The organism is Stenotrophomonas sp. Steno-Z2, assembly GCF_056393235.1.
Genome location: NZ_JBWJOY010000002.1, coordinates 230,150 through 243,760 on the forward strand (window position 1 = coordinate 230,150; position 13,611 = coordinate 243,760).

At 70.0% G+C, this 13,611-nt stretch carries 13 protein-coding genes; 1 reads left to right on the forward strand and 12 read right to left on the reverse strand.

Annotated features, from left to right (window positions below):
- The 12 genes from AC06FP_RS06100 to AC06FP_RS06155 all read right to left on the reverse strand — a co-directional run bounded on the left by AC06FP_RS06100 (position 1) and on the right by AC06FP_RS06155 (position 12,016).
- Entirely contained in the window at positions 1–1,248 is a 1,248-nt protein-coding gene (locus AC06FP_RS06100) for a glutamate-5-semialdehyde dehydrogenase (RefSeq protein ID WP_478074901.1), read from the reverse strand.
- 126 nt (positions 1,249–1,374) lie between these two features.
- Positions 1,375–2,529: a glutamate 5-kinase gene (proB, locus tag AC06FP_RS06105; protein ID WP_478074902.1), complete on the reverse strand. Its 1,155-nt coding sequence runs from the start codon at positions 2,527–2,529 to the stop codon at positions 1,375–1,377.
- 4 nt (positions 2,530–2,533) lie between these two features.
- Positions 2,534–2,803 (reverse strand): YciI family protein, encoded by a 270-nt coding sequence (locus AC06FP_RS06110; protein WP_478074903.1) that lies wholly within the window; start codon positions 2,801–2,803, stop codon positions 2,534–2,536.
- A 157-nt stretch (positions 2,804–2,960) separates the two neighbouring features.
- A complete protein-coding gene (gene argH / locus AC06FP_RS06115) occupies positions 2,961–4,259 on the reverse strand; it encodes an argininosuccinate lyase (RefSeq protein WP_478074904.1) in 1,299 nt (432 codons plus the stop codon).
- 103 nt (positions 4,260–4,362) lie between these two features.
- A complete protein-coding gene (gene argC, locus AC06FP_RS06120; RefSeq protein WP_478074905.1) occupies positions 4,363–5,316 on the reverse strand; it encodes an N-acetyl-gamma-glutamyl-phosphate reductase in 954 nt (317 codons plus the stop codon).
- Complete coding sequence (locus tag AC06FP_RS06125) at positions 5,313–5,924, reverse strand: GNAT family N-acetyltransferase (RefSeq protein ID WP_456119129.1); 612 nt, start codon at positions 5,922–5,924, stop codon at positions 5,313–5,315. The genes argC and AC06FP_RS06125 overlap by 4 nt, the downstream gene beginning before the upstream one ends.
- Positions 5,925–5,928: 4 nt before the next feature.
- Positions 5,929–7,245 (reverse strand): acetylglutamate kinase, encoded by a 1,317-nt coding sequence (locus AC06FP_RS06130; RefSeq protein ID WP_456119128.1) that lies wholly within the window; start codon positions 7,243–7,245, stop codon positions 5,929–5,931.
- A gap of 39 nt (positions 7,246–7,284) precedes the next feature.
- On the reverse strand, positions 7,285–8,382 hold the full coding sequence (locus AC06FP_RS06135) for an acetylornithine deacetylase (RefSeq protein WP_456119127.1): 1,098 nt from the start codon (positions 8,380–8,382) through the stop codon (positions 7,285–7,287).
- Between the two features lie 43 nt (positions 8,383–8,425).
- Positions 8,426–8,845: a GNAT family N-acetyltransferase gene (locus AC06FP_RS06140; protein ID WP_456119126.1), complete on the reverse strand. Its 420-nt coding sequence runs from the start codon at positions 8,843–8,845 to the stop codon at positions 8,426–8,428.
- Positions 8,846–8,855: 10 nt separating this feature from the next.
- Complete coding sequence (locus AC06FP_RS06145) at positions 8,856–10,064, reverse strand: argininosuccinate synthase (RefSeq protein WP_478074906.1); 1,209 nt, start codon at positions 10,062–10,064, stop codon at positions 8,856–8,858.
- A gap of 70 nt (positions 10,065–10,134) precedes the next feature.
- Positions 10,135–11,142 carry an N-acetylornithine carbamoyltransferase gene (locus AC06FP_RS06150; protein ID WP_478074907.1) on the reverse strand — a complete coding sequence of 336 codons (1,008 nt, stop codon included), beginning with the start codon at positions 11,140–11,142 and terminating at the stop codon, positions 10,135–10,137.
- A 304-nt stretch (positions 11,143–11,446) separates the two neighbouring features.
- The gene (locus AC06FP_RS06155) at positions 11,447–12,016 is read right to left on the reverse strand and encodes a hypothetical protein (RefSeq protein WP_456119123.1); all 570 of its coding nucleotides are present in this window, start codon (positions 12,014–12,016) and stop codon (positions 11,447–11,449) included.
- Between the two features lie 171 nt (positions 12,017–12,187).
- Here AC06FP_RS06155 and cysS point away from each other — a divergent pair, with 171 nt between their 5' ends.
- The gene (gene cysS, locus AC06FP_RS06160; RefSeq protein ID WP_456119122.1) at positions 12,188–13,555 is read left to right on the forward strand and encodes a cysteine--tRNA ligase; all 1,368 of its coding nucleotides are present in this window, start codon (positions 12,188–12,190) and stop codon (positions 13,553–13,555) included.
- The last annotated feature ends 56 nt before the right edge of the window (positions 13,556–13,611 follow it).

Here is a 13,611-nt window from a genome sequence, read left to right on the forward strand (position 1 = left end):
TTACCCCCGGACCTGGCCCTCGCCGCGCACCACGAAGCGCTCCACGGTGAGCGCCTCCAGCCCCATCGGGCCGTAGGAATGCAGGCGCGTGGTGGAGATGCCGATCTCCGCGCCCAGCCCCAGCTCGCCGCCGTCGGAGAAACGCGACGAGGCGTTGACCATCACCACCGCCGAGCGCAGCGCATGCACGAAGGCCTCGGCGTGGGCCGGATCGCCGGTGGCGATGACCTCGGTATGGTCGGAGGTGTGGCGCTGGATGTGCGCCAGCGCCGTTTCCAGCGAATCGACCACCCGCACCGCCAGGATCAGGTCCAGGTATTCGGCGGCGTAGTCGGCCTCGTCCGCAGGCACCACGCCGGCCACCAGCGCCTGCGTGGCCGCGTCGCCGCGCAGTTCGACGCCCCGCGCGCGCAGCGCGGCGGCGGCCATCGGCAGGAAACGCGGCGCGACGGCGGCGTGCACCAGCAGGGTTTCCAGCGAATTGCAGGCCGCCGGGCGCGAGACCTTGCCGTCGACCAGCAGGCCCAGCGCCAGCTCCAGGTCGGCGCTGTCGTCCACGTACAGGTGGCACACGCCCTTGTAGTGCTTGATCACCGGCACCCGCGCATGCTCGGCGACGAAACGGATCAGGCCCTCGCCGCCGCGCGGGATCGCCAGGTCGACGATGTCGTTGAGCTGCAGCAGTTCGAGCATGGTCTCGCGGCGCAGGTCCTCGACCAGGGTCAGGGCCGCCTCGGGGATGCCGGCTTCGCGCAGGGCGCGCCGGAGCGCGGCGGCGATCGCGGTGTTGGAGTGGATCGCCTCCGAACCGCCGCGCAGGATCACGCCGTTGCCGGCCTTGATGCACAGCGCCGCCGCATCGGCGGTGACGTTGGGGCGCGCCTCGTAGATCATCGCGATCACCCCCAGCGGCACGCGCACCTTCTGCACGCGGATGCCGTTGGGACGCGTGTAGTCGCGGGTCACCTCGCCGACCGGATCGGGCAGCGCGGCGACCTCGCGCAGGGCGTTGGCGACGCCGGCCAGGCGCTGTGGGTTCAAGGCCAGGCGGTCCAGCATCGCCGCGCCCGTGCCCTTGTCGCGCGCGGCCTGCAGGTCGCGTTCGTTGGCGGACAGGATGACGCCGGCATCGGCCTCGAGCGCATCCGCCATCGCCGCCAGCAGGTCGCGCCGCGCCGCGCTGGAAAGCCGCGCCAGCACCTGCGAGGCGTCGCGGCACTGCAGGGCGAGGGTCTTGATGTCGGTCATGCGTGCAGCTCCTGTGATGCGGAATCGGTCGTGCCTGTCCCCGCTTTCCGCAGGAGCGGCTTCGGCCGCGAAGGGCTTTGCCGGTAAAGCCCCATCGCGGCTGAAGCCGCTCCTACGGGTATGCGGTCATGGCAGCAGGACCAGGTCGTCGCGGTGGATCACGTTGTCGCCATAGGTGTAACCGAGGATGCGCTCGATCTCGCGGGTGTGGCGGCGGCCGATGCGGCGCACGTCCACCGCCGAGTACTGGCTGATGCCGCGCGCCACGCATTGCGGGCCGTCCTCGCCGTCCACCCGCACCTCGATCATGTCGCCGCGGCGGAACTCGCCCACCGCGCCGGTCACGCCGCCGGGCAGCAGCGAGGCGCCCTTCGCGCGCAGCGCGCGCGCGGCGCCTTCGTCGATCATGATCGCCGCGCCCGGCTCGACCGGCGCGTGCCGCAGCCAGTACTTGCGCGCGGCGATGCGCGAGCGCCCGGCGTGCAGCCGCGTGCCGCGCAACCGGCCCTGCGCCAGGCCGCGCACCACCTCGCCGCTGCGGCCGTTGAACAGGAAGGTGTCGATGCCGGCGGCGCCGGCCTTGGCCGCGGCCTGCAGCTTGGTCTGCATGCCGCCGGTGCCGGCCGCGCTGCCGCTGCCGCCGGCCATCGCCATCACATCGGCGGTCAGCTCGACGACCTCATCAACCGGCCGCGCCCGCGGGTCGCGGCGCGGGTCGGCGGTGTACAGGCCGTCGATGTCGGTGGCGATGAACAGCGCATCGGCATCGACCAGCGCGGCGACGATGGCCGCCAGGTTGTCGTTGTCGCCGAGCTTGAGCTCGTCGACCGAGACGGTGTCGTTCTCGTTGACCACCGGCAGCGCGCCCAGCGCCAGCAGTTCGCCCAGCGTGGCGCGCGCATTGAGATAGCGGCGACGGTTGCGCAGGTCGTCGTGGGTGAGCAGCACCTGCGCCACCGGCCGCTCGAAGAAGCGCTGCCACAGCGCGATCAGCTGCGCCTGCCCGAGCGCGGCCAGCGCCTGCCGCGCGGCGAGGGCCGCGCCGGCCTCGGCCGCCCGGGGCACGATGGCGCGACCGGCGGCGACCGCGCCGGACGAGACGATCACCACTTCCCGGCCGGCCAGCAGGTTGGCCGAGACGAACTGCGCCAGCCCCAGCGCGAAGCGCGGGGTCAGGCCGCCGCCATCGGCCGCCAGCAGGCTGCTGCCGACCTTGAGCACCGCGCGCCGCCACGGCGGCAGGGTCTGCTCGGCGAAGGGCGAAGGCGCGGCGTCGTTCATGGGCTCAGCGGGTGTTCCATTCGTGCACGCTCAGTTCCGAGCAGTCCTGCAGGACCAGCGGATCGGTGGCGACGATGGCCCGCGCCTGCTCCAGGTCATCGACGTTGCACAGCACATAGGCGCCGCCGCTGCCGTCGCTGAAGCCGCCGGTCAGGTGCAGCCGCCCCTGCGCGCGCAGCGCGTCGAGGAAGGCCTTGTGTGGTTCGATCACGCTGGCGTCGAACGCCGGCTTGCGCATGGCCATCACCAGGTACAGCTTCACGTCGTTCTCCATGGCATCGGGTGCCGTCGCGCATGTTGCACTGCCGCGCGGCAGATGTGGGGGATGCTTTCGTTTCCAACCAACCCGCGGTCCGTGCATGGCGCGCCGATGCGGGCCTGCCCCGCATCGGCCTTCCCGGCGGAACTCCGTGCCGGGCGAGCCCGGCAACCTACGGTTGCAGCGCGGCCCAGCGTGCCTGCAGTTCGTCCAGGCGCAGGTCGGCGGCCGCGCCCGGCGACACGCGCGCGGCCAGGCTGCCTTCCGGGCTGCGCCCCTGCCCGGCCGTGTCCGCCGCCGCGGCGGCGGCCTTGTAGGCCTCGCGGAACGGCACGCCGGCCACGGCCGCTTCCACCGCCACGTCGGTGGCGTACATGCCCGAGTCGATGGCGGCGCGGATGTTGTCGTCGCGCCAGTCCAGGTTGGACAGCAGCGCCGGCAGCAGTTCCAGCGCCGCCAGGCCGCGGCCGAAGCCATGGAAGATCGCGCCCTTGGACGCCTGCAGGTCGCGGTGGTAGCCCGACGGCAGCGACAGCAGCTGCTCGATCTCGGTGCGCGCGGCGGCCACGCTGGCGTGGGTGGCGCGCATCAGTTCGATCACGTCCGGGTTGCGCTTGTTCGGCATGATCGAGCTGCCGGTGGTGTACTGCGCCGGCAGCGCCACGAAGGCGAACTCGCCGGTGGTGAACAGCGACAGGTCCCAGGCGATGCGGCGCAGGTCCAGCGTGGCGCCGCCGAGCGCTTCCAGCGCGGCCAGCTCGAACTTGCCGCGCGAGAGCTGCGCGTAGATCGGGCTGACCTGCATGCGCGCGAAGTCCAGCGCGCGCGTGGTGTGCTCGCGGTCCAGCGGAAGGTTGACGCCGTAACCGGCGGCCGTACCCAGCGGGTTGCAGTCGATCAGCCGGCGCGTGTCGGCCGCGCGCACCGCATTGTCGATGAAGGCTTCGGCCCAGCCCGCCCACCACATGCCCGCCGAGGACACCACAGCGCGCTGGATGTGGGTGTAGCCGGGCAGCGGCTGCTGCTGTTCGGCGACGGCGCGGTCCAGCGCCACCTTCGCCACCTCGCGGCTGATCTGCGCCACGCGCGCCAGCTTTTCCTTCAGCCACAGCCGCGTGGCGACCAGGATCTGGTCGTTGCGGCTGCGGCCGGTGTGGATCTTGCGGCCGGCATCGCCCAGGCGTTCGGTCAGGCGCGCCTCGATGGCCGAATGGCAGTCCTCGTACTGTTCGTCCAGCACGAAGGCGCCGCTGCGGAAATCCGCGGCCAGCTGCGCCAGTTCGCGCTTGAGCGTGGCCAGCTCGTCGGCCGACAGGATGCCGATGTGCTGCAGGCCTTCGGCGTGCGCGGTGCTGGCCTGGATGTCGTGCAGGAAGAATTCGCGGTCCAGGATCACGTCGTCGCCGGCGAGGAAGGTCTGGATCTTCGCGTCGACCGCGACACCGGGTTTCTGCCACAACAGGTTGGTCATCGGAAGCCTCTCGAATGGTTTTTCCGTAGGAGCGGCTTCAGCCGCGATGGGGACTTGCTGGTAAAGCCCCGTCGCGGCTGAAGCCGCTCCTGCGGGGAGCGGGTCAATGCGGGATCGCGGTCAGCTCGGGCAGCCCGAGCGCGAGGTTGAGGTTCTGCAGCGCCTGCGTCGCCGCGCCCTTGAGCAGATTGTCGATGGTCGCCACCACCACCACGCGTTTGTTGCCCGGGGCCAGGGTGAAGCCGCCGATCTGCACGCCGTGTCGGCCGGCGATGCGGCTGACCCACGGCGCCTCGTCCACCACCTCCACCAGCGGTTCGCCGGCGTAGCGCCGCTGGTACAGCGCCATCACCTCCCCGCGCTGGAGCGGCTGCTGCAGCCACAGGTTCGCGGTCAGGGTGATGCCGCGGAAATGCGGCGCCACGTGCGGCATGAATTCCACCGGCACGCCGAGCCGCGTGGACACCTCGCGCTCGTGCACATGGTTGGTCAGCGCGTACGGCATCAGGTTGTCGCGCAGCAGCGCGGTGTTGTTCTTGTCCGAGGGCGTGGTGCCGGCGCCGGAATAGCCGGACACGCCGAAGCAGGCCGGCGGCCCGGCCAGCTGCGACAGCAGCGGCGTGATCGCCAGCTGCATGGCCGTGGCGTAGCAGCCAGGATTGCTGATGCGCTTCTGCCCGGCGTAGGTATCGCGGGTCAGTTCCGGCAGGCCGTAATACCAGCTGTTGTCGAAGCGGTAGTCGGCCGACAGATCCACGATCACCGTCCCGGGCCTGGCGGCATCCAGCGCGGCGACGAAGGGCTCGGCCTTGCCGTTGGGCAGGGCCAGGATCACCGCGTCGGCGCCCTTGGCGGCCACCGCCTGCGGGTCGAGGCTTTCGTAGCGCAGTTCGCCGTTGTAGCCATCGTTGTGGTCGGCCACGCGCTGGCCGTCCAGCTCGCGCGAGGAGACGAAGGCCAGTTCGATGCGCGGGTGCGCGGCGATCAGGCGGATCAGCTCGGCGCCGGTGTGGCCGCGGGCACCGACGATGCCCAGCGAGAATTTCCTGTCGGTCATGAATGCGAATCCAGTAGGGACTGCAGATGGCTGCGTACCGCCGGCCATTCGCTGTCGAGGATGGAGAACACCACGGTATCGCGCGGCGTGCCGTCGGCGTGGCGCTTGTGGTTGCGCAGCACCCCGTCCTGCTTCGCGCCGAGCCGGGCGATGGCCGCGCGCGAGGCGTGGTTGAACCAGCTGGTCTCGAAGCCGATGGCGATACAACCCATCGCCTCGAAGGCATGGCGCAGCAACAGCAGCTTGGCTTCGGTGTTCACGCCGGTGCGCTGCACCCGGCGGTGGTACCAGGTGTAGCCGATGTTCAGCCGCGGCACGCCCGCGTCCAGCGCGTAATAGCGCGTGCAGCCCACCACCTCTCCGGCGGCGTCCCGGACCGCGAACGGCAGCGCCTCGCCGCGCGCCTGCGCGTCCAGCGCCGCGGCGACGTAACGCTCCACCGCCTCCGGCGCCGGCACGTTGGCGTACCACAGGCGCGACAGCTCGCCCTCGCCCAGCGCCTGCCGCAGCGCGGGCACGTGTTCGATGCGCAGCGGTTCCAGCGCGACATGCGCGCCACGCAGCTCCGGCACGGTGTTCCAGCGGGTATTGGCCGAGGGTCCGCTCATGGCCTCACCCCTGCAGGCTGGCCTGGCGCCGGCCGCAATGCTCGACGAAACCGCGGATGCGCTCGAAGTCGCTGGCGCCGAACCAGAACACCTTCCAGTGATCCAGCTTGTAGCAGCCGTCGGACTCGGCGTAATAGAAGTGGTTGACCGGGTTGCCGTTGCGCGAGCGCCAGAACAGTTGCGGGGTCTCCTCCAGCATCACGTTCCACACCGCGCGCCCCAGGCCTTCGCCCTGCGCGTCGTCGAGCACGGCGAACTTGTCCAGGTACACGCCCTCGGCCTCGTCGGTAAGGATCACCGCGGTGCGGTAGTTCTCGCTGACGTAGGCGCGCAGCAGCCGGGTCTTCTCGAAATAGTCCGGCACCAGCTGGCGGCCGAAGCTGGATTCGATCAGCGCCTTCAGCCGCGCGGTGTCCAGCTGCTCCCACGACGTCGCCCTGAGCACCTTCTCGCCGCGGCGGACCAGGGTGCCCGAACCCTTGTGGGTGAACAGCTCTTTGGCCAGGTCGGCCGGGCGCGTGATCGATACCGAGGATTCCTCCGGCAGCCTGTCCAGCAGGTCCTTGATCTGCTCGATCTTGACCTTCATGCCGCCGTGCAGCCACGGCTGCTGGATCAGGTGCTCGTATTCGGTGGACAGGTTGATCGAATCGATCAGTTTGCCCTCGGCATCGAGCAGGCCGCCGGTGCCGGTGAGGAAGATGATCTTGTACGGCTGCAGCTCCTGCACCAGCTCGTTGGCGGCGAAATCGGCATTGACGTTGAGGATCTGCCCGCTCGGGGTTTCGCCCAGCGAGGTGATGACCGGGATCGAGCCGGCGCGCAGGCTGGCCTCGATCGGCGCCAGGTTGACCCGCTTCACCTCGCCGACCAGCCCGTAGACGTCCTGGTCGAGGTACTCGGCCTCGAACACGCCGCCGGTGATCGAGGTGGCGCGCGCGCCATTCTGCTGCAGCGCCTCCACCAGCTGCAGGTTGGACTGCTGGAACACCTTGCGCACGATCGCCAGCGCTTCGGGCGTGGTCACGCGCAGGCCGTTGACGGTGCGCTTCTCGATGCCGGCCGCCGACAATTCGGCGTCCAGCTGCGGGCCGGCGCCGTGCAGCACGATCGGGGTCAGGCCGACTTCCTGCAGGAACGACAGCGAGGAGGTCAGTGCGTCCAGGTCGTCGCGCAGCACCGCGCCGCCGACCTTGACCACGGCGAAGCGCTTGGCGTCCAGCTGCGAGAAGCGCTTGAGGTACTGGCTGATCTCCTTCGCGCTGGCCATGCTCGAGAGCAGGCGCACGATGGTCTGGCGGGTCTGGCGGTGGGGTTGCATGGCGTGTGGTTCGTCTGTCGTAAAGGGGGAACGCGGCGCTCAGGCGCCGCGCTGCAGGATCTTGAGCACCGAGCCGGCGTAGCGCTGCAGCTGCTCCAGGGTCACGAACTCGTCGGCGGTATGGGCCTGGGCGATGTCGCCGGGGCCGTAGACCATCGTGGTGTAACCGGCGGCGGAGAACAGCGAGGCCTCGGTCCAGAAATCGACGGCATTGCCGATCGGCAGGCCCAGCTCGTCGGCGATGTCGCGCGCGGCCAGGCGGCGTTCCTCCGCGCGCGCGATGTCGCCCGAGGGCAGGCTCGGGCCGCGGAAGGTTTCCTCGAAGTGCGCCGCGGCCGGTTCGGCGAAGCCGGCGAAGGTCGCCAGCAGCTGGTCGACGTCCATCGACGGCAGCGGACGGAAGCCGAAACGCAGCTCGGCCTCGGGCGCGATCATATTGGCCTTGATGCCGCCTTCGACGCGGCCGATGTTGAAGCGCAGGCCGGTCAGGCCGCCAAAGCGCGCATGCGCCAGCGACTGGACATGGTCCAGCGCGCGGCCGCCCCAGCGCATGGCCTGGTGCAGCGCGCTGGCTGCCGCGTCCTGCCGGCCGGACGCATGGCCGGCACGGCCGCTGAACTTCATCAGCACCGAGCTGATGCCGCGGTGCGCCAGCACCGCCTCGCTCATGGTCGGCTCGGCCACCAGCACCGCTTCATAGGGAATGCCGCGGGCCAGGAAGGCGGCAATGCAGCGCGGGTCGTTGGCCTCCTCGTCCGAGGAGAACAGGAAGGCCGCATCGCCATCGGTGAGATTGGCCGCGGCCACCAGCGCCGCAGCGGCGCCCTTGATGTCGCACACGCCCAGCCCGACCACGCGGTCGTCCAGGCGCCGCATCGCATGCGGGTCGGCGCTCCAGTGCGGCGAATCCGGCACCGTGTCCAGGTGCACGTTGAACAGGTACTTCGGCGTGCCGCGCACCGCATACAGGCTGACCGCGCCGGCGCCATGGTCGATCACCTCGACCGCGAACCCGGGCAGGTTCGCGCGCAGGTAGTCGAAGATGCCGCCGGTGGTGATCGCGCGCGGCGGGTTGCGGGTGTCGAAGGACACCAGCTTTTCCAGGTGCGCGAGGGTGGAATCGAGGAGTTCGGTCATCGGGATGCGTGAATGAGGTTCGGGCCGGCGCTGTCCGCGTCGGTCAGGGAATCGGACGGGTGATTTCCATCAGCCGCTCGGGCCGGGCAACCGGCGTGAAACCGTAGTGCGCATACAGGCCATGCGCGTCCAGGGTCGCCAGCATGAAACGGCGCAGCCCCTGCAGCTGCGGATGGGCCATGATGGCGTCCATCAGCTGCCGGGAATGGCCATGGCCGCGGTGCTCCGGCAGGACGAACACGTCGGCCAGATAGGCGAACGTGGCCGCGTCGGTGATGACCCGCGCGAACGCCACCTGCCCTGCACCGTCGAGGTAGCCGCCGAAGCACAGCGAGCCGGCGATCGCACGCTCCACCGTTTCCTTCGAAACGCCGGGGCTCCAGTAGGCCCCGGTCGAAAGGAAACGATGGATCAGGGGAACGTCGAGCTCCCCCTTGTCCGTACTGATGCGCAGCCCGCCCATGCCATCGTCCTCAGCCGTTGTTGACCTGCGCGTACAGCGTGGAGCTCATGCCGAACAGCTTGATGAAGCCCTCGGCTTCCTCCACGCCCCAGTCGGCCGACTGCGCGTAGGTCGCGCCCTTGGCGTTGAGGATGTGCGGGGACTTCACCGCCACCGCGTCGACGCGGGCGCCGCGGGTCTCCAGCACCACCTCGCCGTTGACCTTGCCCTGCGAGGACTGCAGGAAGGCTTCCAGGTCGGTCTTCAGCGGGTCGTGGTAGAAGCCTTCGTAGACCAGCTCCACCCACTTGCGCGCCACGTCCGGCTTGAAGCGGTTCTGCTGCTTGGTCAGCACCGCGTCCTCCAGCGCGCGGTGCGCGGCCAGCAGCGCGGTCAGGCCCGGCGCCTCGAACACGATGCGGCCCTTCAGGCCGATCACGGTGTCGCCGGTGTACACGCCGCGGCCGACGCCGTACGGGGCGAACAGCTTGTTGAGCCGGGCCAGGATCTGCTCGCCCGGCAGCGCCTTGCCGTCCAGCTCCACCGCCTCGCCGTGGACGAACTTCAGGGTCACGGTCAGCGGCTCGACCGGCCATGCGCTGCGCGGCGCGCACCAGCCGCGCGCGCCCTCGCCCGGGGCTTCCCACTTGTCGATCTCGCCGCCGGACATGGTCACGCCCAGCAGGTTCTCGTTGATGGTGTAGGCCTTCTGCTTGGCGCGCACGCCGAAGCCGCGCTCCTCCAGGTAGGCCTGCTCGTAGGCGCGGGTCTGGGTGTGCTCCTTCTGGATCTCGCGGATCGGCGCCAGGATGCGGTAATCGCCCTGCGCCTTCACTGCCAAGTCGAAGCGCACCTGGTCGTTGCCCATGCCGGTGCAGCCGTGGGCGATGGCGTTGGTGCCCAGTTCGGCGGCGCGCCTGAGGGCGGCGTCGACGATCAGGTAGCGGTCGGACACCAGCAGCGGGTACTGGCCCTGGTAGCCCTCGCCGGCCCACACGAACGGCTTGACGAAGCCTTCCCAGATCGCCGGGCCGCCATCGACGGTGACATGGCTGCTCACGCCCAGTTCGGCGGCGCGCTTCTCGATGGTCTCGCGCTCCTCGGCGTCCACGCCGCCGGTGTCGGCGAACACGGTGTGCACGTTCCAGCCGCGCTCCTGCAGGTAGGGCACGCAGAAGCTGGTGTCCAGGCCGCCGGAGAAGGCCAGGACGATGTCGCGGGAGTCGTTGGGGGTGGTCATGTGCGGAGTCTCGTTGGACGGCACGGCGGCCGCCGTTGGGGGATCGGGGAAGGGAAAGCGGCGGGAGGGATCAGCGGACCAGCGCGGCCATGATCGCCTTCTGCACGTGCAGGCGGTTCTCGGCCTCGTCGATGGCGATGCACTGCGGCGAATCCATCACGCCATCGGTGGCCTTGACGTTGCGGCGCAGCGGCAGGCAGTGCGAGAACACGCCGTTGTTGGTCAAGGCCATCTTGGCTTCGTCGACGATGAAGTGCTTGTACTGGTCGCGGATGGGTTTTTCCGGCGCCCAGTTGCCGAAGTACGGCAGCGCGCCCCAGCTCTTGGCGTAGACCACGTCGGCGCCGCGGTAGGCGCTCTCGATGTCGTGGCTGACGGTCAGCGAACCACCGCTCTCGGCCACGTTCTGCTCGGCCCAGCCCATGTAGCGCTCATCGAGGACGTACTGCTCGTTCGGGCACAGCAGGGTCACGTCCATGCCCAGGCGGGTGGCGATGGTCAGCGCCGAGTTGGCCACGGCGGTGTTCAGCGGCCTGGGATGGTAGGTCCAGGTCAGCACGTACTTCTTGCCGCGCAGGTCGCTGGTGCCGAAATGCTCCTGCAGCGCCAGCGCGTGGGCCAGTTCCTGGCAGGGATGGGTGATGGTCTCCATGTTGATCACCGGCACCGGCGAATACTTCGCGAATGCCTTGAGCACGATGTCCTGGCGGTCGTACTGCCAGTCCACGAACTTCGGGAAGGCACGCACGCCGATCAGGTCCACGTAGCGGCCCAGCACCTTCGCCACTTCGGCGATGTGTTCCTCGGTGTCGCCGTCCATCACCGTGCCCAGGTCGAACTCGATCGGCCACGCGTCCTTGCCCGGCTGCAGCACGATGGCGTGGCCGCCCAGCTGGAACGCGCCCAGCTCGAAGCTGGTGCGGGTGCGCATGGAGGGGTTGAAGAACACCAGGGCGATGGACCTGCCCTTCAGGTCATCGCCCAGCTTGTTGCGCTTGAACAGCGCGGCCTGGGTCAGCAGCGCGTCGAGCTCGGCGCGGCTCCAGTCCTGGGTGTTCAAGAAGTGCTTCACAGACATCGATCCATCCTTTGCGGCTGCGGGGGCCGCCGTTGCCGGCGGCAGGATGCGCGGATGCGCGGCTCATTGCAGTTGAAACTTTCGCGGAACAGAAACGAAAAAACCCAGCCTGGGCTGGGTTTTCCGAACAGACAGCACGAAGCTCCGGCTTACCCAGCGAATATGTGGGATTCCGGTCGGCGGGCACGCGAGGTCATGCCGGAGGCCATCCGGGCGGTGCTGGTTTCGTGCTGGAAGCTGTTCGCCTTCATCGTCGCGCATGGTCGCACGCGTCCCGGCACCACGCAAGTACCGCGGTGCAACATCAGGGATTGGAGGGACCGGGCTGCGGGCCTTCGCCCAGTTCCGGGGTGATCGACACCCGCAGCTTCAGGCGGTTGCCCGGGTCCTCGGGCAGGCGCGAGCGGAACTTGACGCCCTTGTAGACGTAATCCACGTCGTAGGCGATGGGCCGGCGGAACTCGCGGCCGACCTCGATGATGCGGCACTCCGGGGTGAGCAGCGCGCCGTTGCCGCCGGCCTTGGCGCGGCGCGCCTCCAGGCCGGCCTCCAGGTCGGCCTCGTCCTCGCCGCCCTGGTGGCTGAAAATGCCCTTCACCGAATCCCAGAAGCGGCGGAAGCCGCCCTTCTCCTCCTCGGCCTTGACCTCCACCGGCGCCAGGGTGAGCGTGGACACCGGCTCGCAGTGCTCCTCGGTGCGGGTGGCGCGCAGGGTCTGGAACACCGGCTCGACGTTGAGCACCTGCGCATAGTCGTAGCGCACGTTCTCGACGACGGCCACGCGGTTGCGCAGGTCGGCGTTCTGCGCCCCGGCCGGCGCGGCGGAGACGGCCAGCAGGCAGGCCAGGGACAGCGACACGGGAGCGCGCTTCATCGACACTTCAACGGGGACGGATGACGGGTAACCACCGATATAGTGTAGGCAGCACGAGGGACGGAGGCTGAACATTACCCGTCCATCGCCCCGCTGCCCAGCCCGGGCGTGCCCGCCCCGCCCCGGGCCGCTAGAATTGCCGGTTCTGCCTCCCCTCCCCACGGCACGCCCATGGCCCTGCACCTGTACAACACCCTGACGCGGCAGCTGGAGCCGTTCGCCCCGCTGGACCCCGCCGCCCCGACCATGTACGTGTGCGGCCCGACCGTCTACAACTACGTGCACATCGGCAACGCCCGCGGCCCGGTGGTGTTCGGCGTGCTCGCCGGCCTGCTGCGGCGGCGCTACGGCGCCCTGCGCTACGCCCGCAACATCACCGACGTCGACGACAAGATCAACGCCGCGGCCCGCGAGCAGGGCGTGCCGATCGCGGCCATCACCGATCGTTTCGCCGCCGCCTACCGCGAAGACATGGCCGCGCTGGGCGTGGCGCCGCCGGACATCGAGCCGGAGGCCACCGCCCACATCCCGCAGATCATCGCCATGATCCAGGGCCTGATCGCCAGCGGCCATGCCTATGCGGCCGAAGGCCACGTGCTGTTCTCGGTTGGCAGCTACAAGGATTACGGCAAGCTCTCGCGCCGCGACCCGGAGGAAATGCTGGCCGGCGCCCGCGTCGAGGTGGCCCCGTACAAGCGCGACGCCGGCGATTTCGTGCTGTGGAAACCGTCCAGCGACGACCTGCCCGGCTGGGAATCGCCCTGGGGCCGCGGCCGCCCGGGCTGGCACATCGAATGCTCGGCGATGGCCGCCGCCCACCTGGGCGACACCATCGACATCCATGCCGGCGGCGTGGACCTGCAGTTCCCGCACCACGAGAACGAGATCGCGCAGAGCGAATGCGCCCATGGCGGGCGGACCTTCGCCCGCTTCTGGCTGCACAACGGCATGCTCAACTTCGGCGGCGCCAAGATGAGCAAGTCGCTGGGCAACATCGAGCGCGTGCACGACCTGGTGCGCCAGCACCCGCCGGAGGCGCTGCGCTACGCGCTGCTGTCGGCCCACTACCGGCAGCCGCTGGACTGGTCCGACGCCCTGATCGAGCAGTCCGTGCGTACCCTGGACCGGCTCTACGGCACCCTGCGCGACCTGGGCGACATCGCGGCCGGGGCGGCCATTCCGGCCGCGGTGGAAGCGGCGCTGGAGGACGACCTCAACACGCCGCTGGCGCTGGCCGAGGTGGCGCGCATCGCCGGCGAGGCGCGCAAGGCCGACAGCCCGGGCGACAAGGCGCGCCTGAAGGGCGAACTGCTGGGCGCGGGCCTGGCGCTGGGGCTGCTGCAGCAGGCGCCGGCGGCGTGGTTCGGCCGCGGCGCGGACGCCGGCGACGATGCCCGCATCCAGGCGCTGATCGACGAGCGCATCGCCGCCAAGCAGGCGCGCGATTTCGCCCGCGCCGATGCCATCCGCGACCAGCTGGCCGCCGAGAACATCGTGCTGGAAGATACGCCGCAGGGCGTGCGCTGGAAGCGCGGCTGACGCCCGCCGAGACGTGCGGGCTCCGGCCCGTACCCTCACCCCAACCCCTCTCCCGG

Excerpts from the sequence above, each read along its gene's own strand:
- AC06FP_RS06130 (WP_456119128.1), bottom strand. The coding sequence starts at position 7,245 with ATGCAACCCCACCGCCAGACCCGCCAGACCATCGTGCGCCTGCTCTCG.
- AC06FP_RS06155 (WP_456119123.1), bottom strand. The coding sequence starts at position 12,016 with ATGAAGCGCGCTCCCGTGTCGCTGTCCCTGGCCTGCCTGCTGGCCGTC.
- AC06FP_RS06145 (WP_478074906.1), bottom strand. The coding sequence starts at position 10,064 with ATGACCACCCCCAACGACTCCCGCGACATCGTCCTGGCCTTCTCCGGC.
- AC06FP_RS06140 (WP_456119126.1), bottom strand. The coding sequence starts at position 8,845 with ATGGGCGGGCTGCGCATCAGTACGGACAAGGGGGAGCTCGACGTTCCC.
- AC06FP_RS06135 (WP_456119127.1), bottom strand. The coding sequence starts at position 8,382 with ATGACCGAACTCCTCGATTCCACCCTCGCGCACCTGGAAAAGCTGGTG.
- cysS (WP_456119122.1), top strand. The coding sequence starts at position 12,188 with ATGGCCCTGCACCTGTACAACACCCTGACGCGGCAGCTGGAGCCGTTC.
- argH (WP_478074904.1), bottom strand. The coding sequence starts at position 4,259 with ATGACCAACCTGTTGTGGCAGAAACCCGGTGTCGCGGTCGACGCGAAG.
- proB (WP_478074902.1), bottom strand. The coding sequence starts at position 2,529 with ATGAACGACGCCGCGCCTTCGCCCTTCGCCGAGCAGACCCTGCCGCCG.
- argC (WP_478074905.1), bottom strand. The coding sequence starts at position 5,316 with ATGACCGACAGGAAATTCTCGCTGGGCATCGTCGGTGCCCGCGGCCAC.
- AC06FP_RS06125 (WP_456119129.1), bottom strand. The coding sequence starts at position 5,924 with ATGAGCGGACCCTCGGCCAATACCCGCTGGAACACCGTGCCGGAGCTG.
- AC06FP_RS06100 (WP_478074901.1), bottom strand. The coding sequence starts at position 1,248 with ATGACCGACATCAAGACCCTCGCCCTGCAGTGCCGCGACGCCTCGCAG.
- AC06FP_RS06110 (WP_478074903.1), bottom strand. The coding sequence starts at position 2,803 with ATGGAGAACGACGTGAAGCTGTACCTGGTGATGGCCATGCGCAAGCCG.
- AC06FP_RS06150 (WP_478074907.1), bottom strand. The coding sequence starts at position 11,142 with ATGTCTGTGAAGCACTTCTTGAACACCCAGGACTGGAGCCGCGCCGAG.